The 23,315-nt window shown below is 45.2% G+C and carries 9 protein-coding genes; 8 read left to right on the top strand and 1 reads right to left on the bottom strand.

What is annotated here, in order from left to right:
• Positions 1–14: 14 nt before the first annotated feature.
• The gene (pyrH, locus tag QOL41_RS11270; RefSeq protein WP_088657641.1) at positions 15–722 is read right to left on the bottom strand and encodes a UMP kinase; all 708 of its coding nucleotides are present in this window, start codon (positions 720–722) and stop codon (positions 15–17) included.
• A 123-nt stretch (positions 723–845) separates the two neighbouring features.
• Between pyrH and QOL41_RS11265 the strand changes: the two genes are divergently transcribed.
• The 8 genes from QOL41_RS11265 to QOL41_RS11230 all read left to right on the top strand — a co-directional run bounded on the left by QOL41_RS11265 (position 846) and on the right by QOL41_RS11230 (position 23,313).
• Positions 846–2,738, top strand: a complete 1,893-nt coding sequence (locus tag QOL41_RS11265) for a M6 family metalloprotease domain-containing protein (RefSeq protein WP_283429837.1) — start codon at positions 846–848, stop codon at positions 2,736–2,738.
• 99 nt (positions 2,739–2,837) lie between these two features.
• Positions 2,838–3,857 carry an FISUMP domain-containing protein gene (locus tag QOL41_RS11260; RefSeq protein ID WP_283429836.1) on the top strand — a complete coding sequence of 340 codons (1,020 nt, stop codon included), beginning with the start codon at positions 2,838–2,840 and terminating at the stop codon, positions 3,855–3,857.
• Between the two features lie 578 nt (positions 3,858–4,435).
• Positions 4,436–5,317, top strand: a complete 882-nt coding sequence (locus QOL41_RS11255; protein ID WP_283429835.1) for an electron transfer flavoprotein subunit beta/FixA family protein — start codon at positions 4,436–4,438, stop codon at positions 5,315–5,317.
• 3 nt (positions 5,318–5,320) lie between these two features.
• Positions 5,321–6,346, top strand: a complete 1,026-nt coding sequence (locus QOL41_RS11250) for an electron transfer flavoprotein subunit alpha/FixB family protein (RefSeq protein ID WP_072798132.1) — start codon at positions 5,321–5,323, stop codon at positions 6,344–6,346.
• A gap of 5 nt (positions 6,347–6,351) precedes the next feature.
• The gene (locus QOL41_RS11245) at positions 6,352–8,064 is read left to right on the top strand and encodes an acyl-CoA dehydrogenase family protein (protein ID WP_283429834.1); all 1,713 of its coding nucleotides are present in this window, start codon (positions 6,352–6,354) and stop codon (positions 8,062–8,064) included.
• Positions 8,065–8,385: 321 nt separating this feature from the next.
• Positions 8,386–14,247: a DUF6603 domain-containing protein gene (locus QOL41_RS11240; RefSeq protein ID WP_283429833.1), complete on the top strand. Its 5,862-nt coding sequence runs from the start codon at positions 8,386–8,388 to the stop codon at positions 14,245–14,247.
• A 46-nt stretch (positions 14,248–14,293) separates the two neighbouring features.
• Complete coding sequence (locus tag QOL41_RS11235) at positions 14,294–18,412, top strand: hypothetical protein (RefSeq protein ID WP_283429832.1); 4,119 nt, start codon at positions 14,294–14,296, stop codon at positions 18,410–18,412.
• Positions 18,413–18,465: 53 nt separating this feature from the next.
• Positions 18,466–23,313: a hypothetical protein gene (locus QOL41_RS11230; protein ID WP_283429831.1), complete on the top strand. Its 4,848-nt coding sequence runs from the start codon at positions 18,466–18,468 to the stop codon at positions 23,311–23,313.
• Positions 23,314–23,315 lie beyond the last annotated feature (2 nt).

The following is a 23,315-nucleotide window of genomic DNA, read 5'->3' as shown; positions in this document are numbered from 1 at the left end:
ATGACAAGTGAAAATTAGCAGTGCACCAGCGTGCCGAGGTCGCCTTGGACGGCGGCGCGGGTCAGGTTACCCTTTTCCATCTTGAACACGAAGATGGGCATGTTGTTTTCCATGCAGAGAGCAACTGCTGCGGTATCCATGACCTTGAGGCCGCGGGAAATGACTTCCTTGTAGCTGATGTCGTCAAAGCGGGTGGCAGTCGGATCCTTGACCGGGTCTGCGGTGTAGATGCCGTCGACCTTAGTAGCCTTCATAATCACATCGCATTCGCTTTCGATAGCGCGGAGAGCCGCGCAGCTGTCCGTGGTGAAGAACGGATTGCCGGTACCTGCAGAGAAGATAACCACGGAGCCCGCGGAGAGAAGCTTGAGAGCCTTGCGGCGGTCGAAGAATTCGCAAACCGGTTCCATGCGGATAGCAGACATCACTACAGAGTCAACACCCTGCTTGTCGAGAGCATCTTGCATGGCGAGGCCGTTCATCACGGTGCCAAGCATGCCCATGGCGTCGCCCTGGGCGCGGTTCATGCCGCCTGCAGAAGCGGAAATGCCGCGGACGAGATTGCCGCCGCCAATGACGAGAGCGACTTGCACGCCCTGCTTGACGATGGAGGCAATTTCGGACGCCATGTCAGAGAGAATCTGGTTGTCGATACCGTGGCCCTTTTCGCCTGCGAGGGCTTCGCCACTGAGCTTGAGAAGAATGCGTTTGAATTTAGACATAATTTTTTGGGGGAATTAGGAATATTTTATGCTCTGAAATGTAATAAAAAACGGACAAAGAGTTCCCCTCGCCGTAAAAAAATGTATTTCCATATTTGGTGGTTTAAAGAAAATGGGATGTTTATGAAAACCAAAATTGCATTTGGCCTGTTATTAGGCTCATTATTATTCCCGACGATGCTTTTTGCAGACATCGTGTATCAGGGGAAACGCGTCCAGGAATGGCCCGAAGAAGCCCGCCCGACATTCACCGGATCCAAAGCAAGCGCGTCCAGTTCCGGTTTAGCGAGAGCCGTTGCAACACAAACGAAAGGCCACTACGCCGCCCCCAAGGGCAAAATCTACAGTCTCACGCTCCTTGTCGATTTTTCAGACAAGGCTGCACCTGTCACCGTAAGCGAAGTCGAAGAATGGCTGAACAAAGAAGGTTTCAATAGAGACGGTTGCAACGGTTCTGTGCGCGACTACTATTTAGACGTTTCAAACGGGCAACTGGACCTCACCAACGAAGTCTACGGATGGTATCGCGCTAAGCATCCTAAATCTTGGTACGAAAGCCTGCCGGGATACACAGGGTCCGATTCCCTAATGAAAGAGGTGTTCGCGTATTTTGATTCTCAGGTTGATTTTTCACGCTACGACAATGACAAAGACGGCACCACTGAAGCAATCAACATCGTGTACGCCGGCGAAGGCCAAACATGGGGGCAGGGCCTGTGGCCGCATTCCGGATGGTCCAACGAAAGGCGCGACGGCGTAAAGCTCACCCACCACCAAATGACGGACATGCCAGGCAAATTTTCGATATACGTCTTTGTACACGAAAGCGGGCACATGATTTTTGGCTGGCCGGACCTTTATTGGTACGGAGATTACTGCACCATGGGCAACCGCGCAAACGACTGGAACCCGGTAGCCATCAATGACTTTTTCCGTGCAGACCAAGGCTGGATTCCGTTTATCGACATCACGAGTGACGACGTGAGTTTCGAAACCACCAAGCCCGGCGAATTCTGCTACCGCTACAAGAACCCAAACAGGCCAAACCAAGAAGGATTGGTGTGGTCTTACGTACGCAACACGGGCCGCAACAAGGTGCTTGCAGGTAGCGGCCTCTTGATGCAACACTACGATTTTTCGATTGAAGGCAATTCCGCTGCAGACAAGCTCGGACTCCGAATCGTGCATGCCAGCGCGGCGGGAAAATCAAGCGACAACCCGGGCGATCAATGGCCAAGTCCAGGCAGCACCGCCAACACGTTCTTCAAGAGCGGTTCCTACCCGGAATTTTCAGATGACGCCTACCCCGCTATCCGCTGGTATAACGGCTCCACAACAGGCCTCAAGATTACCGACATTGGAACCCCCGGCGAAACGCTCACCTTCTGCATCGGCGGAAACTGTCCCGAACCGGTTTCAAGCTCTTCGACTCCGGCAAGTTCCAGCAGCGTCGCTGAACTCACCGTTCAAAAAATCGCCCTCGACGTAACACTCCCACTTGACAACAACTACGCTTACGTGACCCTCGACTTGAAAGGCAGCGAAGTCGCCCAGATTTTAGGCATCAAGCAAAACGAATTTGGCGACAAAGCAACATTCTACGGAGTGGAACCCGATGGAACGCTCAACAGCCGCACCACTGGCGAAGGGACCGGACACTGGTTTGATTCGGACGGCAAAATCGTCGCTTGGGATCCGAACGGCACAAGTATCGTTTTCTCTAACGTAGACCTTGCAACCATGACAACCAAGATTGGGCACATGCCGAACAAGGTCTCGGCCGGGGAAACTTATGTTGTGAAGCAGGCCGTCGTTTACGGGAACAAGCAAGTCACCTTCGAAATCACAATAACCATTGGCGGAAAGACCACCGTCATTTCAAACCTTGAAAAGTCGAGACACGGCAAACCCGGAAGCAGAATCTTCAACGTACTCGGCAAACCCGTGGGTCAAAGAAGCGCATCCGGTGAAATGCCTGATTTGCCCAAGGGCAGGTATGTAGAAATCGGAAAGTAAAAGAATTCGTTTTGCCACACGGATGGGGAATCACTAACGTGATTCCTTTTTTAATAATTTAAATTTGGTAAAAACGATTGTGGTTACTGGAGGTTTTCTGTGAAAAAGATTTTTGCGCTGTTGGTTGTTGCGGTTTTGTTTGTCGCCTGCGGTGATGAATCTAGTAGTTCCGCGCCTGCCACAGACCCGGGCGAAGAATCGTCTTCGTCAGTAGAAAAGACAACGGAATCTAGCTCTTCGGCAAAGCCCGCTTCTAGCGAAGACAAACAGTCTTCTTCGTCTGCGAAAGAAGAAAATTCTAGTAGCAGTGTCGTGAAGTCCTCGTCTAGCAAGAAGGATGAATCCAGTAGCAGCGAAGAAGTTAAGCAGTCTTCTTCGAGTGTTGTTGCTTCGAGCAGTAGCGTGGTGGGAGAATCGAGTAGTAGTGAATATAAACCTTATAATCATCAGAAAGTTTTTTCATCGGATAGCCTTCTTTCTGGAGCGTATAAAGAATTTACAGACGAACGTAATGGGCGTAAATATTATTATCTGACAATTAACGGAGAGGACAAGGATGGAAATCCTGCTTCTGTAACGGTAATGGCGGAGAATCTGAATATCGGTATAGATGTAGCTGGTGGTGAGGATCAAGTCGACGATTCTAAAATTGAACGCTACTGCTACAATGATGACACGACGAATTGCGATAAATACGGTGGCCTTTACCAGTGGGCGGAGGCTATGCAGCTGCCGAGCGAATGCAACGCCAAGAGTTGCGCTGACCAGATTAAGCCGAACCACCGGGGAATCTGCCCGGAAGGTTGGCGTTTGCTGACTTACGACGATTTCTACATCGTTGTACATGCCGACGGAAACGATGCTGGCGTGAAAGGCGTTCGTGCCATGGGATTTGGCGGGCACAACTATAGCGGATACAGCTTGATTGGTGCGGGATACAATTGGGGTTATAAATTCAGAAATTTAAACGAAACGACTTATTGGTTTTATCCGGAAGAGGGATCTTTAGATAAACCTGCGGCACTGAGTGGTTCTCAAAGTAATTCTTCTACAGGAAATGCTTTGCAGAGCATTTACAAAACACATGGAACGTCCGTTCGCTGCGTGATGGTTGAATAAAAGTCTAAACAGAAATCACGTTAGTGATTTCGAATCAGTGTGGCCCATTTATTTGATTTCTCGGGTCTGAAAAGCTGATGCTGACCTTCGTCAGCATGACAACTGGCGGAATAGGGGCAACGCGACAGCAGAAGAGCAATTGCTAAGGAAAGCGGAGGCGAGTGCCTGACCGCAAAGCGAACATTCCGGAACGGCCATGTGAGCGTGCGGTGCAGGCAGAGACGGAGCGCTCTTTATTCTCGGACATAGAAAGCTGATGCTGAACCGAGTTCAGCATGACAGAGGGCAACGGGGCGTTGCGGGGTGTCCCCGCAGAGTAGGTGGTGAGCAACGAAGTGCGAGCCAGGGAGAGGCTTCTCCCTTTTCAGGCATCAAAGGAGATACCCCCTAAAAAATGCCGTTAGGCATTTCCAATCCGTGTGGTATTTTGGCCCGGAATCATTTGCTACAGAAATATTACAGAATTATTACAAGACGCTAACAAGCAAAAAGACACAATTGAGTTCGCTTTGAACAAGCGATAATTTCTATCTTGTACCCCAACTAAACATTAACCGTAAATTCAATAGTTAGGAAATATGAGTCTTAAAATCGTTGTGCTTGCTAAGCAAGTACCTGATACACGAAACGTGGGCCCCGATGCCATGACGGAGCAGGGAACCATCAATCGTGCCGCATTGCCCGCGGTCTTCAACCCCGAAGACCTGAACGCCCTGGAGCAAGCCCTTCGTTTGAAGGACCAGTTCCCCGGTTCCACCATTTCCGTGCTGACGATGGGTCTGCCGAAGTCCGCCGAAGTCATCCGCGAAGCTCTGTACCGCGGTGCCGACTGCGGTTACGTGATTACGGACCGCTCCCTCGGTGGCGCAGACACGCTCGCTACTAGCTACACGCTCGCCCAGGCCGTCAAGAAGGTCGGCGACTATGACATTATTCTCGGTGGCCGCCAGGCTATCGACGGTGACACCGCCCAGGTCGGTCCGCAGATCGCAGAAAAGCTCGGCCTTACCCAGGTGACCTACGCCGAAGAAATTCTGAGCCTCGACGAGAAGGCCCGCAAGGTCGTGATCCGCCGCCATATTGACGGTGGTGTGGAAACGGTGGAAGCACCGCTCCCGCTGGTCGTGACTGTGAACGGCAGTGCAGCGCCCTGCCGCCCGCGCAACGCCAAGCGTATCATGAAGTACAAGAACGCTACCGCAGTCGCCGAACGCGCTCCGGAAGCCGCTGAAAAGTACGCCGCCCTCATCGCGAAGAAGCCCTACCTCGACATCCCGCAGTGGGGTGCCGCAGACATCGACGCCGACCCGACTCAGATTGGTAAGGCCGGTTCTCCGACAAACGTGAAGGCTGTCAAGAACATCGTGTTCAAGGCGAAGGAAAGCCGCACGCTTACCGCGAGCGACGCCGACGTTGAAGGACTTATCAAGGAACTTTTAGACGAGAAGATTATTGGCTAGCCTATGAATAACGTATTTGTATATTGCGAAATTGAGGGCACAACCGTCGTTGACGTTTCCCTCGAACTTTTGTCCAAGGGTCGCAAGCTGGCCAACACTCTCGGCGTTCAGCTCGAGTGCATCTGCGCCGGCAAGGGCCTCGATGGCATTGAAAAGCAGGTGTTCCCGTACGGTGTGGACAAGGTTCATGTGTTCGACGCCGAAGGCCTGTTCCCCTACACCACCAACCCGCATGCAGCCCTCGTGGTGAACCTCTTCAAGGAAGAGCAGCCGCAGATTTGCTTGCTCGGTGCAACCGTGATTGGCCGTGACCTCGGCCCGCGCATTTCTAGCGCCATGCACAGCGGCCTTACCGCCGACTGTACCGAACTCGAAATCGACAGCTTCGAAATGAGCATCGGTGGCGTGAAGAAGGCTTACGAAAACCAGCTTTGCCAGATCCGCCCGGCATTCGGCGGTAACATCGTCGCAACAATCGTGAACCCGGAACACCGTCCGCAGATGGCAACCGTGCGCGAAGGCGTGATGAAGAAGGAAATCGTGGACCCGAACTACAAGGGCGAAGTCATCAAGCACGACGTGGCCAAGTACGTGCCGGAAACGGAATACGTGGTCAAGGTGCTCGAACGCCATGTGGAAAAGGCCAAGCACAACCTCAAGGGCGCCCCGATCGTGGTCGCCGGTGGTTACGGCATGGGCTCCAAGGAAAACTTCGACCTGCTGTTTGAACTTGCCAAGGAACTCCACGCAGAAGTCGGTGCTAGCCGCGCCGCCGTGGATGCGGGCTTTGTCGATCATGACCGTCAGATCGGTCAGACTGGCGTGACGGTCCGCCCGAAGGTCTACATCGCTTTCGGTATTTCCGGCCAGATCCAGCACCTCGCTGGCATGCAGGATTCAGGTATCATCATCTCCGTGAACTCCGACCCCGAAGCTCCGATCAACGCTATCGCTGATTACGTGATCAACGGCACAGTCGAAGAAGTCCTCCCGAAGATGATCAAGTATTACAAGGCAAACAATAAGTAGGCGATATGGCGAATTTTTATACAGATCATCCCGAGATTAAATTCAACCTCGAAAGCAATTCCCTGATGCCGCGCATTGTCGAGCTCAAGGAAAAGGGCTATGCCGACAAGGACGCTTTCGACTATGCGCCGGAAGATTTTGCCGACGCGATGGACAACTACAACCGCGTGCTCGAAGTCGCTGGCGACATCACCGCAAACACTGTCTTCCCGAACTCTGAAGAAGTGGACGCCGAAGGCCCGCACTGCGAAAACGGCCGCGTTCGTTACGCTTCCAAGACTTATGAAAACCTCGAAGCCACCCGCAAGGCCGGCCTCAATGGTGTCACGATGCCGCGCCGCTTTGGCGGCCTGAACTTCCCGATTACCGCCTACACGGCCATCAACGAAATGATCGCCTCTGCAGACGCCGGTTTCGAGAACATCTGGTCCCTGCAGGACTGCATCGAGACCTTGTACGAATTCGGCGACGAGGACCAGCGTTCCCGCTTTATCCCGCGCGTGTGCGCCGGCGAAACGATGTCGATGGACTTGACCGAACCCGATGCCGGTTCCGACCTGCAGCGCGTAATGCTCAAGGCCACCTACAGCGAAGCTGACAAGTGCTGGTACCTGAACGGCGTGAAGCGCTTCATCACGAACGGTGATAGCGACATTCACCTGGTGCTCGCCCGCTCCGAAGAAGGCACCCGCGACGGTCGTGGTCTTTCCATGTTCATTTACGACAAGCGCGACGGTGGCGTTGACGTTCGCCGTATCGAAAACAAGATGGGTATCCACGGAAGCCCGACTTGCGAACTTGTCTACAAGAACGCCAAGGCAGAACTCTGCGGCCGCCGCAAGTTCGGTCTGATCAAGTACGTGATGGCCCTCATGAACGGTGCCCGTCTCGGCATTGCCGCTCAGTCCGTGGGCATCAGCCAGATGGCCTACAACGAAGCTCTCGCCTACGCCAAGGACCGTAAGCAGTTCGGCCAGGCCATCGTGAACTTCCCGGCTGTGTACGAAATGATTTCTCACATCAAGGCACGCCTTGATGCAGGCCGCGCTTTGCTGTACCAGACTGCCAGCTACGTGGACATCTACAAGGGCCTCGAAGACATCGAACGTGACCGCAAGCTCACCGACGAAGAAAAGGCCGAACTCAAGCTGTACCAGAAGCTCGCCTCTGCATGCACTCCGCTTGCAAAGGGCATGAACTCTGAATACGCTAACATCAACAGCTACGACAGCATCCAGGTTCACGGTGGTTCGGGCTACATGCTCGAATACGCTTGCCAGCGCCTGTACCGCGACGCCCGTATCACTTCGATTTACGAAGGTACGACGCAGTTGCAGACGGTTGCAGCTCTCCCGCACGTGACCACCGGCACTTACAGCCAGATGCTCGAAGAATTCGAAGCTCAGGATGTTCGCCCGGAATACGAAGCACTCAAGGCCCGCGCAAAGGCCATGGACGTGAAGTACAACGAAGCTGTGGAATTCGTGAAGTCCGCCAACAACAACGAATTCACCGACCTCTGCAGCCGTCACCTGTACGAAATGGCCGCCAACTGCGTGATGAGCCAGCTGCTCCTCCGCGATGCCACCAAGTCGCCTGAACTGTTCGACAAGAGCGTGAAGGTGTACCTGAACCTCGCCGAAGCCGAAATCGCGAAGCACTACAACTTCGTGAAGAGCTTGAGCGTGGAATCGCTGGAAAGCTACAAGCAGGCATAAGCCTCGCTAACGCGACAAAAAATTGAAGACCTCGATGCAAATGCATCGGGGTCTTTTTTGTTGTTTAAAAAGGAAATCTTCGGTGATTAGTCAAGTATTTTGTCATACAAAACACATACAAAACAAGACGGTAAATATATTTTTACACAAACAAGCTAAAATATAAATTTATCCACAATGCCTTACATACAAAGGCTCAGAAAGAACATCGGTTACATACAAAAGTTACGAAAGTAAATTTTTACAAACCATATTCATTTATTACTAAAACATTATTTTATATTGCAAATTTGGATAAATTAAGCATAACCGTGTATTACTATGAGCGACAACAAGAATTCATCAAACAATGGGGCCTCTAAGGACAAAAAGCCCGCTGACACTGTCACCTACTTTATTGAAAAACTTGCGACCGTTTTTTCGCGAGTCAAAGACTGCATTTTACAGGATCTACTTGACGAACTTGTAAAAGAAGGTGCCACCAGGGAAGATTTCCAGAAAGAATTGGACCAGGTAAAGAACAAAAGCGCCGACGACTTCAAGCTCTTTGTTGACAAAATCATCAAGAAACTTGGTTACGATATTTCGGCTGCCGGGTCGGAATGCAACGATCTCTACGAAGTATTAAAGCAACTTGTTGTATCTGGCGAAAAACTTGGTACAGCATTCAAAAAGCTTTTTAAGGATTACCAAGATAAAGACCCCCAGGAGGTTATCGAAAACCTTATATCTGGCATCAAAATTAATCCTAACGAAAAGAAGGATGGCCAAAATACCACGCTTGTCACTTGGTCTGACGTAAAAAACAGTTTCAGCTCCCTAGACAACCTATGTGATGAAGCTAAAAAAATCGGCGATAGCGATACCTTGTTAATCGGAACCGAGAAGTTTAATATTGGTTTGGCAGCAGAAGGCAGCGATTACGGCAAGATCATGCCCATTCTCAGCCTCATTCAGGAGATTCTTGACCTTATCAAGAAATTCTCGGATATTGAATGGGGAAAAATTAAGGATGAATGCGAGGATTTTGGCGATTTTATAAGCTCTACGTATTTTACGGAAGAATTCGGAAAGCGAATCCTAGATTACATCCTTATTCTCATTTTGAAAAATGCCAAGGACGTTTTCAGAGACGACCTCAATATTATTTGGGATGAGCTCAAAAATTATAGAGACAAATTAGGTAAGGACCTCAAAGATGCCCAAAACAGTCTTGAAGGGCCAATTAAAAACATTGTGGATTTCTTTGCCAAGATTAGCAAAGACGATAATTTCCAAAAAATGTTGGAATTTTTGGATGAAATCCTCGATCTTAGAAAAGAGATTAATGATCTCAAATCTCAGCTAGAAAAAGAATTAACTGCCGCTCTAGAGGCTGCCGAAAAAGAAATAAGCGAAGCGCAAGATGCAATAGAATCCGAAATAAAAGAGCTTGCAGAAACTGCAGAAAAATCGCCTACAGGAGCAATCGAGGACCTTCCAGACACGGCCGGTAAAATCGGCAGCACTCTTAAAGAGTCTGGTTCAAACGCGGAAGGCATCGTTAAAGATACCGCATCAAATATCGTTAACAAGTTAGAAGACGCCGGTTCTCAACTCAAGGACAACGCCGAGAAATACGTTTCTTCTGAATTAGATAACATTCAAAACAGAATAAATGAAGCTCGCGATCGAATCAAGAAAGAAATTGAAAATCGCATTAAGGAAGAAATCTCTCGTCGAATTCAGGCGGCCATTAAGGTTGCCGAAGCGAAAATAAAAGAGCTCATTAAGGAAGAATTCCCCCAATACGATTCTCTCGCAAGAACGTTCCATAAGGTTTATGCCGTATTAGAATTCGTCGGAATAATCGGCGAAGAAAAGGTCAAACTCGCGACCTACATTCCTAATAAAGTAGATGACAACGATGGCGGCATTTTAGATCCAATCAAGTCCATAGAGATTCCCTCTTTTGACTGGAAAGCGCTGAAGCAAATATTTACAAGCCCCAAGAGTTATCTAGAAGAAAAATTCCCTTTAAAAAACTGCGACGATATCGAAAAGCTAATCGTCAAAGTTTCCAATTTGTTAAATGCCTTTGACTGTAATATTCCCAAGATCAGTTCTATCAAAGACTTCTTATGGGAATTGGTCGCTCGCGTTGAAGCAGAAATCAAGAAGAACACCGCTTCTGAAGCGAACGAGTTTATTGAAAATTTGAAGGAATTCAAGGCATATATTTATACCGCTTTGATTGCCTTGGAAGATATCGCTCTTGAAACAAAGAGTCAATTGACCGCCGAATTTGAAAGTTTCCGTGAGAAAGGCGAAGGCCTCATTGACGACCTAAAGAAACAAGTAAGTAAAGATTTAGGGAATCTCAAGGATCAAGTAAGCGACAAGTTAAACGACCTTAAAAATACAGCAGCAATAAATATTGGAACAATTGATACCGATAGCAGTTTCTACAAAATCTTTATTGAGACCTTAGGTGAGGCCGCATGCGAGGAAATCTCAGCATCCTTTAACGGGGTAAAGCTAAACAAGGATATAACACTCACTCATTGTAACGACTCTGCCAAGAAAGCTGTAGACAACCTCCGTGAAAATTCAAAAAATATTATATCAAAAATCGAAGATTTCCTTGACAAGGACAAATGGGAAAACAGTTTTAATGACACCGTAATAAAACTGAAGACTGAATTTGAAATACAGACGGCAGGAATCCCGAAGAATAAAAAAGAAGTTGAAGAAGCTGTTGAAGATTGCGTCAATAAATTGTTAAAAGGGAATTCCCCCAACAATCCATTCGATGGAATTGATTTTTCCAAGTATTACGACATCGTTGCAGACGCCGTTGAAGATCGACTTCCAACTGATTTGGACAAAGAATTTGAAAATTTTGGCACAGCCTTAAATAGCGCCATAAAAGAATTAACTGAAGCCATATGTAAGGATGCTGAACAGCTAAAAGCTGACACCGAACAAAATGTTAGCGAAATTGTCAAATATTCAAAAGGAATCCCGCAACTTGCTTGCAATATCTTAAATACATGGCTTGAAAAGGTTAAAGACAAGTTCTACGAAATCATCATCAAGCCTATACTCTCTCAAATCCGAAAAGCTATCAAGGCTTGGTTCAACGAAGTTCTTAGTGAAGTTCTTAAAGCCGTCAAAAAAACTTTAAATGATATTCTTAAAAATTCCGAACTCAAGAACTTGTTAGATAATGTTGACTCCGTCATTGACGAAATCATCAACACAATTCCTGTAGTTGAGAAGCTCGTCAGCGATGTCAAGGATTTGGCCGATGAAGCCCCAAAAGTAGACACCTGGAAGAGCGGTTTCCTATTTGCTGTAAAGGTAATCAAAGCCATTCCAAAACAAATCAGGGAGAAGGCTTTCGAGATCTGCAAGATTCCAGAACTTCCGGTTTGTTTAGAGAACATCAAATTGCCCGATTACAAGTTTGATGCCGAAAACAACATCTTGATTGTAGACATCTGGACTAAAAAAATTACAGACAACAGCGGAAGCGCCAACGGAGAAGCCAATGTTTGCATACAACTCGTACTGTTTGCAGGTGAGAAAACTGTTGATGGCGAGAAACACGAAGGTCTTTACATAGTCCCTATTCTAGACCACTCATCTGGTCTCACTATCAACATCGGCAAAAATCATAAACTAGAATTTAAAGATGATTTTGGTTTAAACAACAACATTGATACCAACAAGCAAAATTCAGAAGAGACAACGAATATTTTTGTTGATGTAAGCAAGCCTATCGGAAGCAACCTATTTAATGCAAGTGGCGATAAAGATTCCGTTAGTGCAAACGCCTCTTTAAGATTCAGCAGAAAAGAAGGGGCTGGCGATTTAAGTTTCTTCGACACAAACATTGCTTCGCTGTCTATAAAAAATTACTCCTTGTCAACATCCCTTTCCTACAACAAGAAAGGTTCTGACAACAAGGGTTTTGACTTCGGTGTAAACGGCACATTAGATACCCTAGTCCTTACTTTAAAACTCCGTAATCAAAATGACTTTTTCAAGAAAATTTTGAAGGACGATATAGCCATTAAGCTAAGCAAACTTGATGTAGGCTATTCCCTAAGTGACGGATTCAATATAGATGGCGGACTCTATGTCAATATTCCCATCAACAGTGATATTGACTTGAAATTTATCAAGTTCAACAACATCAATTTGGAAATCGGCGGCGAAAAGGGAAATCTCCTAGCCAACCTGTTGACAACCTTTGTTGTGGACTTGGAAGGTATCGTTATCACCTTCCCCGAAATGGGGCTCGGTATTAAATGCAACGTCTTAGACTCCAATTTTAAGCCGGGTTCTTTCAAAATATCTCCGAAGTTCAAGTTCCCCAGCGGCCTTGGCATTTCTATCGACGTAGAGGCTGTCAAGGGTTCAGGCTTTGTGGACTGGAACGAAGAAAAGGGCCGCTTCTTTGGACAAGTGGAACTGACCATTCTTGACAAGTGTGGTGCCAGTGGAAGAATCCTGTTCACCACGGGCAAGAACAATACGCCGTACTCCTTTAGCGGAGCCCTGAGCGTATTCTTTACCCCGGGCATTCAGTTGGGCATGGGATTCTCGTTGACCGCTATTGGCGGCTCCCTTGGCGTAAACCGCGCACTAAACATTGATAAGCTACGCGATGCCGTATACGACGGAACTCTCACTTCTGTTTTGCTGACAAAGGATATTGACAAGGATATCGAAAAAATCCTTGCAAATATCGATAATTACTACCCCATTCATGAAGGGCAAATGTATTTTGGTCTCCTCGGGCAAATCACCTGGGGAGAAATCCTTAAAGCGGACCTCGGCTTATTTATACAGGCTCCGAGCCCAGTAGCCATTATTATTGCCGGTAACATCGCAGTAAAAATTGAAAATGAAAGCGCTAAAAAGCTAATCGCCATTAACGCAAGCTTTATGGGCGGCTATCAGGCCGATAAGGGAATCTTCTTTGACGCCCACCTGTACGATTCCCATATTGTAGGTATTGACCTTTATGGCGATGTGGCCTTGCGCATTTACTGGGCCGGCAGCACGAAAGGATTTATATTATCGGCAGGCGGTTTCCATCCGCAGTACAAACCTGAAAGCGGCTTCAACCTTCCAGACATGAAGCGCATGGGAATGAAACTGGATTATGACATTTTGAAAATGTCGTTGGAAGCTTACTTCGCGATAACTTCGAATACAGTCCAGTTCGGTACCGATTTCCAGATGAAAATTGGTTGGGACAAGTTTGGAATCACTGGATATGCGGGATTCAATGCTCTATTCCAGTTCCACCCCTTTATGTTTGTTGTAGACATGTCCGCAGGACTTGCAGTCAAGGTGGGCAGTTGCACCATTTGCTCCATTAGCCTTGACTTTGAACTTGGTGGCCCTGCTCAGTGGCATGCCAAGGGTACAGCTAGTTTCTGGGTGCTGTTCATTAAGATTAAGGTATCCTTCAGTCTTACTTGGGGCAAAAAGCAGGTCGACGACAACCGTAGCCGTATTGACGTACTGCCGCTTTACACCGACGCCTTTAATGACAGGAACAACTGGAAGTTTATTTCCACGGATCTTGTCGACAACATGGTCTCCATGGTGGAATTCGACCGTAACGACTTTGTGATGCAGCCTTCAGAAAGCATCATGTTTACGCAATCTGCTGTTCCGTTCTATAAAAAGATGGAATGCTACGGCGAAGGAACCGTAAACGACTGCAATTTCCTTGCAATCAAGGAAATAACAATTGGCGGACGCACTGTTGAATACGACGCAGAAATGAATTCCTTTGCGCCTAGCCTTGTGAAGAGACTGAGCGAAAAAGAAAAGCTTTCTTATCCGTCTTACGAAGACATGCACTCCGGCTTCCGAATCAAAGCAACCGTAGGCAAAGATATTTCAGGTTTCGATGATATTTCTTTTGAAGAAAACTATGAAATATGCGAAGACAACTTTGGAAAATGCAACAAAGATTTTTGGGAAACCTATTGCTCTAGCGATTCAAATAAATCGTCTTCCGCAAGCACACTCCAGAGCACCCAAAAGTCTTCTGCAAACACAATGAGAGCCGCTCTGCGAAGGACTGCCGCCGGATTTGACAGATATGTCAAGCAGACTGATCAGGCTCTTGCAGACACTTACAAATCTCAGCTCTCTGACAAAATTAAGAATGTTTAATCTTTACCACTAGTGAATTATGGGCCAAACAAACAATAGTAACGACATGAAAGAAGTTATTAACACGAATGGATTCTTTACACCCTTCGTAAGAAAGGGCATCTCCACAAGGATAACTCAATCAGATGAACTTGGCAATGATAGCAATAGTGATTCCTTATATCGCCAACGAGCGATTATAGACGTCACGGCAAAAATCGCAAGTGGAATGTCTGAACAAGAATTTTTGCCCGAAGATAAAGAAGGCGTAGCATCCCTTACTGCAATCACCCCTGAATCCAAACAGATTGCAATTGCAGGCCCCGGAGACATTCTATCCATAAATTCAAACGCCATTATGAACGTTTCCCCAGCAGCCGGTACGGAAGGTTTTTCTAGTGATTATCTTCCTTACATAGAATTTTGGGACCCTGATTTTGCCTGGCGATACACTCCTGCAGCACCCAAAGGCGACAAACTTCGTCCATGGATAGCTCTTGTGGTGTGTGATTCGTCCAAGTGTGAAATACAGAATAGTGGAAATGGCAACAAAATTGTCACGTTCAAAATAACCAAAGATGAATACCCTGCTATTTTCCCTCAAAAAGAAGATATATGGAAAGCAGCCCATGCACAAACGGATTCCGGTAAGAACGCCCGCTTCTGTAGGCTCTTGGGGACGCGCCGAGAAGGCGTTCCTTTGGACGGCAATACAAATTACACAGCTGTGGTCATTCCCGTTTTTGAAGTTGGTAGACGTCGTGGTATAGGCTTTTCTTCAGAAAAACTCAAAGATGTTATTGCCCAGGCCCCTTCTTGGGAAAACACCTTTGACGAACAAACCGAGGGCGACAAACACCCCTCCCCCTTAACATTCCCTGTATATTATACATGGAATTTTAAAACAGGCACATATAGTTTCGACACCTTGGTTGAAAACCTAGATGTTTATGAAGCAAGCAAGACAGGCATTGATGTTGATGTAACCTCTTTAGGTAAGGGACTAGAAAATCAATCTGCAACCAAAACCATTTTAATGCCTGCGGCAACAAAGGTTCCCACCAATGATCCAAAGCTGAAAAATCCAGATTCTTTTCCGGATCCCAAACGGCAGGATGAAAATGAACTTTATGGTAGATTGTTCCGTTTACTTAGTCGAAGCCCCGTTTTTGCAGAGAACAAACAAGATATTAGCGAAAGCAAGAACGAAAATGAGCAAGAAAATGATGATCCGTGGGTAGTTCCTCCTATATACGGAGGAAAGCACAGCATGGCCACATCGCTCGGTCACAAGGATTCTCCTGAATGGGTACGTCAAGTCAACTTAGATCTCCATTATAGGGCCGTTGCAGGCCTTGGTAAAAAGACCATTCAGAAGCATCAGGAAGAGTTTGTAAACAGAGCTTGGAAACAAGTAGAAGCAATACAAACCCTTAACAGAACACTATATCAGAGAATTCTGAGTATTGGCGTCAACAAATCCGTCAAGGGCATGAATTACGAATGGATGAATCAAAACGAAAACGCCTTTATCGCCGGATTCATGCAACGTTTGTCCACCATGCAAAATACGAAATCTGGCAGCAACGGAAAATCGCTAAATGACATTTTGAATGACAAGGGAATTCCTGCCGCCTTCGCTTCAGCAACATTCCAGCGTGTAACAGATCGTTTAGCGCAGAAATTCAAAAATTTGAATTTGACCACAATGATGGAAAACATTGCCGCGCATCAGATTTTTAATGATGAATGGCATACCTTCTATAACCTTCCTACAGTGGAGCAACTTGCAACGACCAAAGAAGCTTTGCTGAGCAAGATTTCTGATTTTATTGTAGGAAATGTCCTCGGAAATTACTTAAAAGTCTGCAAAGGCTCATGCAAAGATTGGAAACATTTTTACGGCATTCTCCCCAAAGATGGATTGAACGCCGGCATAAATCAGTACAACAATCACTTTTGCAGCTATTTAGATTATAGCGACAAATATACTTGGGGAAGACTCGAAAACGGACATATTTATACAAATTTCGAAAATAGTACTTGGTTTGAAAAAGTCAAAGACCTAGATTCAACAGCATGTTGTTCTCTGAATAAAGTTGATGAACGCTATATTACAGAGTCTGCTTATTCATCACATATCGCCCTCTACTATGATGTTGTTTGGGGGCTGCCAGACACTATGTATGAAAAGCTTTTTGGATGTGAGAAGCTGATTACATACATGCCATATAACACCAATTACTCAAAAGGTTTTTATTTTGTTTCAAAGGGCAAGGCTAAAAAAGACGATCGGTACAAAAACGTATTGCAATATCTTTACGATGTTCCAACATCATCTTACGGTTATCATCAATACGAAACACTGACAGAAAGCCAGATTCAAGACCCTAATTTTGAATGCGAAACTACTCTGGGAAAAGGACATAGAATAGAGACAACTTCTTCTTTAAAAACAGAAGGATATGCATCAGGGAAATTATTTTATGATAAAAAAACAACCGGAAGTCGAGATGAAAGAAAATGGAAGAGAAAAATAAGCTCGTTCGTTATTAAACATTTCAACAATAAAAATGGTCGTGACCTTTACGCATGCATACATATAACAAATCCTGGTTCACCGGAAATTTGCAAATATATTCGATTAACGAATTACGAACAGACAATCAGCCTAAACAGTTTTAATATAAAAAACAACGCCGAAATCTGGCTTGAATGTGGTAAACTTTACGATTATTTTTCCGACATCCAAGAATACAATGGTTTCGCCGCCCGAGACACATTTATTTACGCTTCTTCTGCATCAGAAGAAGCAAAGTACGAATACAATGTAAATGAGAAAAAACTGTACTATTATAAGCCTGCCAAATGGAAACGAAAACTTTCTGATTCCTATCATTACAAGTTCTACAAACCAGACGAAAGTTACTATAACGTTGTTGAAGAAGGCGACAATCTAGAATATGACGTTTTGGAATTACAAGACACGACCTTAAAATCAGGAATTCGACCAGGCGTAAAAGACAAAATAATAAAAATCTTGTCTAGCAATCCTGACAGAATAAACCTGACGATTGACAGTTCAAGCAACGACATACAGAAGTTTGAAACTGCATATGATTATGTCAAATTCCTCATCAATAACGACATGCTCAATGAATTTGCCAACATAACCAATGCTCCAATTTACGCGTCATGGCTGCAACTCGATAAATTTGTAAAAGAGCTAGAAGAATTGTCTCCAGCAAAGGCAGAAGAAGCCCCAGAGCAAGATCAAGACAGCTGCAAAGATATTGACGATTTGAAAAAAGACGTCCTTGACGACCAAACATACAACCGAATTTGGGAAGTTGCATCTGGTTATTACAAAGAATTCTTCTCCAATAAAGAGTTGCAAGACAAATACATTGAAGATCTTCTTCAATCCAGGTATCCCATTATGGCTTATCCCATATTCCCGGAACCGGTTTACTATTACCTCAAGCAATTCTCGGACAAGTTTATACTCCCGTGTATTGAAGATATTCCCAACAACAGTGTTGCCATGTTCGAAAATAACACCGCCTTTGTGGAAGCCTATTTATGCGGCATGAACACAGAAATGGGTCGTGAGCTTTTGTGGCGTGAATACCCCACGGATCAACGAGGTTCTTATTTCAAAAAGTTCTGGGATTCCGAAACCGATGTAGAGTCTATTCGTAAAGATGATTTCTTTGACGTAAAATCCTTGCATACATGGACAAACAATCTCGGGAAAAATCATTGTGCAGGTAAAGACGGCTTGTTATTGTTCGCAATCAAGGGAGACCTTGTCAAGCTATACCCCTATACCGAGATATTCCTCCATAAGGCTAAAGCATCTGTAAAAACAGACGGCACAATAACATTCAGCTTTGCAGATAATGTTGACAATGCTGCGATCATAAAACCAGTTTCAGAAGCTTATATAAAGGACGTCCTTATTGTCGGATTTAAAATAAGCCTAGCAGAAGCCTTAGGCTCTCCCGAAGGGCCGAACCAAGGATATTTGCTAGCCTTTAAGCAAGTTGTCGAGGACCTTGCCTTTAAGGAAAAAGCTAGATCTGACGCGGAATTCGGCGACACCTCTGCAGGATATGCTAATGCCCACCTAGATACACCGTCTACAATCGGCCGCCACGTTTTAACCTTTCTTAAAAAGAATTAATGACAATGTCCCAAAACAATACTAATCGCCTAAACAACTTGAATAAGAATAAGTTGAACGAAATCCTCAAGGATACTATAGTTCAACGCCCGTTTATGATGTTCCCTTTGCGTTTGGAAACCCATTTTCGCAAGGTAAAAGAACAAAAGCAGCTTTGTGTAAGAGTAATTCCAGATGAAATTATGCTGGATTACCACACCGAGAAATTGACCAAGGAAGAAATTGAAGACGGCAAGTTCTTTTGGATTCAATGGTACATTGCCAGTGGTAGTGACATAAGGGAATATGAAGCATGGGAAGTTCTTTGCAGAAAGTATCCCGTTTATCGTGCCGCCTGGATTTGTAGATGTTTAAGGCCAGATTATATAGACGACTACAGGCCCGGCCAAAAATTATTTTATCGTCGCCCCTATAGTAATATGGCGACCATTGAAGAAAACTGCAAAACGATATACGACCATTTGTCTATTATAACGCAGCATCTTAATGAAGATGATTACAGAACGACCAGTAACGACGACGAATATGACGACAGTATTCCTGATGAGGACAAAACTCCAGCAACAGACGAATACCTAGTAGAATTTTACGTTCGTACAAAGTTATTCGATGTTCAAAGAATGCTTTTCGAAATAAAGACAGGCATTTCTAGTTGCAAATATGTCGTGGATTACCTATACGACAACATCAGCAATACAATCGCTTACCTTTCTCGAAATCTGGACGACTACATTAATTTCTACGAACGTAATTCTAAAAAAATTAGAGAAAACTGTCGCCGTCTTGAACTATGGGATGTTGATTATACCGTTCTGCTTTCGCTGCGGAAAGATGTGGATGAATTCATAAATACCATGGCAAAAAATAGAATAACTCTTGACGATATGATAAAGAGTTATCTAACCGACAAATCTCTTTTTAGCTTCAACAAGGTCAACGAAACTACGAAGCTTGACATACCGATATCTAACATATTGCCCCAAAAATTCTTCTTTATAGGAGAAGTTGCCAACGGAAACAAGGATCTAATTTACGCCTACTCCAATGATATTCCTTCGGACCTTCAAATGGGTATAGACCCCAACGAACAGGAAGTAGATGAAAACGGCCATAAAGTTTCTCCATTCCAAATCAACAGCAATGGAGATATGGTTATCAAGGGTGGCGCCAAATGGATGACTGATTACGATGAAGCTGAAAAATGCGGCATGGCCATAACTGTACCCATACCAAACGATGTAAATGAATTTAATTACATCTATGTCTTAGGAATAAACGACTTCTCCGAAGCAGAAAGCGCAGAAAAACTTACGGAACTATTTAACGGGCACAACTATACGGCGTCCGGAATTTCGTATGTCGCCGCCGGCACTCCTACGAACAGCCTTGACGGAAAATTTAAGGATGAAGCCGAGGAAATAAAGCGAGAACGCTTTGACATTGAAGTTAATGATAAGTATAAAACGGATGATGACCTTGCGGAAGAATCCTCTATATTGGCAAACTTCACCGGAATGGATTATGAATCCTGTTGGAGACGAGTCGCAGGGGGCAACCATAAGCAGGACTCAAAGGCAAAACGCGTTTATCAGGAGCTATGGAATCACTTTAAAGGCAACATTGAAAGTGATGACGATTACTTAAACAATTTGCTTGATACGGTGGGAGATTTTGTTATTAACAATGTCCGCGCCCGTGGTATTTTGCCCACCATAAAAGTGGATACGCTTCCGTACAGTTTTTTACCTGCCGTTGATTACCAAAAGTTCTTAGCAACCTTTAATAAGGACAGCGTTGAAGCCAAACTGCTAAGGCAGTTTGTCGCCCTTGCAGAAGTATGGAAGGAAATTCGCAAAAGTCAGATTCCACATTCTCAAAACTTAGTAGGCGATACAGCTGAAAAAAATTATTTGAAAATGGCAGGGCAAACGCCCTATTCAGCCTCGTATGAGGAACGATTTATAGTAAGGTCCCCCCTTCTAGAAAAGAATTTCTTAAAAGAACCCTTTACCGACTACATTTCTGATTTAAATGATTTGGGTTTCTTTGCGGATCAGCCTATAGACATCACTCGGGAAGCATCCCTTGAGAAGTTAAAAGATTGCCTTAGCGAAGATTTAAAAAACGAAATACAAGATGAAGACCTGACCATTTATGTGGCAGAGTTTTTGGACTTGTTTACCTATCGATTGGACGCATGGTTTATGGGCGTAACCAAGTCTGCCCAAGACCGTTTGAAGAGAGCGAAACATCGTGACGCCCCGCAAATCGGCGCCTATGGATGGATATTCAATCTTAAGGAAAACAGCCGCGAAAAAATCAATGATATCGGTAAATGCCAAGATATCATTCGCAACATGAAGCTGGACCTCGACCCGAATAAAAGCACAATTTACAAGAATACTGGCTACGATAAGGGACACTATGTTGTAGCACCATCCTTACAACATGCTTTGACCACTGCAGTTTTGAGAAGCGCCTACCTGAAATCCAAGGAAAGCGCAACAGACGCTCATATTTGCGTAAACTTGTCATCTATGCGCGTTCGCCAGGCCCTACGCCTTGTAGACGGCGTTAGACGAGGCATGTCGACCGGCGTAATTCTTGGCGTTGATCTTGAACGATACCTGCACGACGCTCACGATTTATTTAAAGTGGAGCTCGACCAATTCATTTACCCGCTGCGCCAGCAATTCAAACAAGTTGTCGATTTAAATTCTCAAACAGAAGAAGCCCAAGACTATTCCATGCAGGTAATCAATGGTGAGGCTCTTCTCAATACGTTTATTGCCGAATGGAATTGGTCTAAATCCGTTTCTAGTTGGTTGGAGGAAAATTATAAAGACAGCGGAAGTCTTGAATGGCTTCGCGATCTTAACGATCACACCAACAAGCTTTTAGTTGCCGAAGTAAAAGAACATTCGCAAACGCACTATAAAGTTACAGAAACAGGCCGCGTATTCTTCAAGCAAATTGAACGCTTGATGGATTCTTACGACGCCTTGAACGACCTATTGCTTTCAGAAGGTGTTCACCGCCTTGTCATGGGCGACAAGAGTTCCTTCTATGCAATCGGCCAATTCCTTACCGACGGCAAGGGCAGCATTCCGGAACCGGAAATTTTAAAAATTCCTTCGGAACACGTCGTCGTATCGCATAAAGCTGGCATAATGCTGCCGGAAGTTGACGAAACGCCTAAAAAAGCATTCAATATTGCAGAACCTTCTATAAACGCTTGGATCGAAAGCGTAATTGGCGACATGGACAGGTTGAAGTTCTTCGTCAAAGAGATGGACTCCGCTGAAAGCTTTACCACTCATGTCTGTTCTTTGAAGGATCTGGACATAAGCGGTTCTGAATACCTTTATTTATCACTTTATGAAGGATCGTTCAAAAACTATCTCAAAACCAAATGGCGACTGAAATATCCGAGAGTTTCTGGAGACATTGAAATTCTTGAGGACAATGTGGACGGCAAATGGATTCCCGAAGAAGGAGAATTGACCCTTGCAGAAGATAAAGTTCGTCTGAACGCCTTAAGATCAATCGTTCTCCATAGTCGAGAAATGCGCGCCTCGGACTTGCAAAGCGCTCTTTGGGAAGGTGCTGACGAAGAAGAATTCACCGATATTGACGAACTAAAAAGATACCGGTATGACCCCTTGATTGTATGCTTAGGCAATATCCATTCCAATATCGACAATTGGATTAGAAAGTCTAACAAGAAAGACTTATACAGCGACGGGTTTATTCGTGAAGCCTATGAATATCTTTGCACTTGCGTAGAGGCAGGTCTTGTCAATTGCCTCGGCAAGTTTGACTCTGATATATTTGCAGGAAATGTAGACCCCGATTTATGGCCTGAAAGAATGCAAAAGACCCTGTCCTTGCAACAGGAACTTTTGAACACCATGGAAGACGCAGAACGCAAACTCGCAGAGAGAATTGAAACTGCAAAGTCCTTAGTAGAGTCAAAGGAAGCCTTAACCATTAAAGGTCTTATTTCTGCCATTCAAACACTTACATTGGAGTCCTTAAAAGTTATCCCACGGTTCAATCTTTTGACGGGAAACCCCTCTGAAAAAGACTTGGTTAACCGAGCAGAACACATTGATGCAGTGGTAAAAAGTGGTCCGCATTTCTACAAGAATTTGAACTTCAACGCTTTTGACCAATGGGAAGACGAAGTTTCTGAAGTTAGAGACGGAATGAAAAATATTCACCAGCTTTCCATGTTCCAAACGGCCTTTGATATGGATTTGGGTAAGATTGCAGTACTACAGACGGAATCTTCCAAATCTGAAGTTGTTAGCGGGAATTGGCTCGGCCTATCTGTTGATAATGAATCGGAATTGCAAGATGTAGATTCCATGGTTCTTTACAATACAGACGCCTACAACTTACAGCGTTCGAGTGACAAGCTGACCCTTAGCACCAACGCAGGTCTTGTCGTAGACTCATGGCTTGAGTACATTCCGTACAAGAAACATGACGCTGGCTTAGTATTCCACGCTGACAGGCCGGACAACGAAGCACCACAAGCTATACTTGTTGCAATCAACCACAATATCATTAACGCAAAGCCCTCTGAGTATGAGCAAAAAAATATTCCGTCAGGAAAAACAAGCAATGCTGCCAATGATAAAAAATGGGATGTTGATTCCTTGCTTGACATTCTAGATGAAACAAGATTCTTGATGATGAACAGAGCTGTAGATCCGGACACCATATACAATCACGGCTCCTTGAGTCCTATATTCCCGTTACTTAGTGAAATCCACTTTAGAATTACAGCAGAACGCTATCCATCTTCTTATTCCACTTCAGCCTTCTACAAGGCCGGATTCCAGCCGTTTAATGTTTTCGACGTCATTAGTGGTGGTAAGAATATTAAGGAGTAAGT

It is taken from the genome of Fibrobacter sp. UWB10, from assembly GCF_900182935.1.
In the GTDB taxonomy this organism is placed as follows: Bacteria; Fibrobacterota; Fibrobacteria; order Fibrobacterales; family Fibrobacteraceae; genus Fibrobacter; species Fibrobacter succinogenes_O.
Note: the sequence above shows the minus strand (reverse complement) of the source record. Positions and strands in the feature narration are given on the sequence as shown.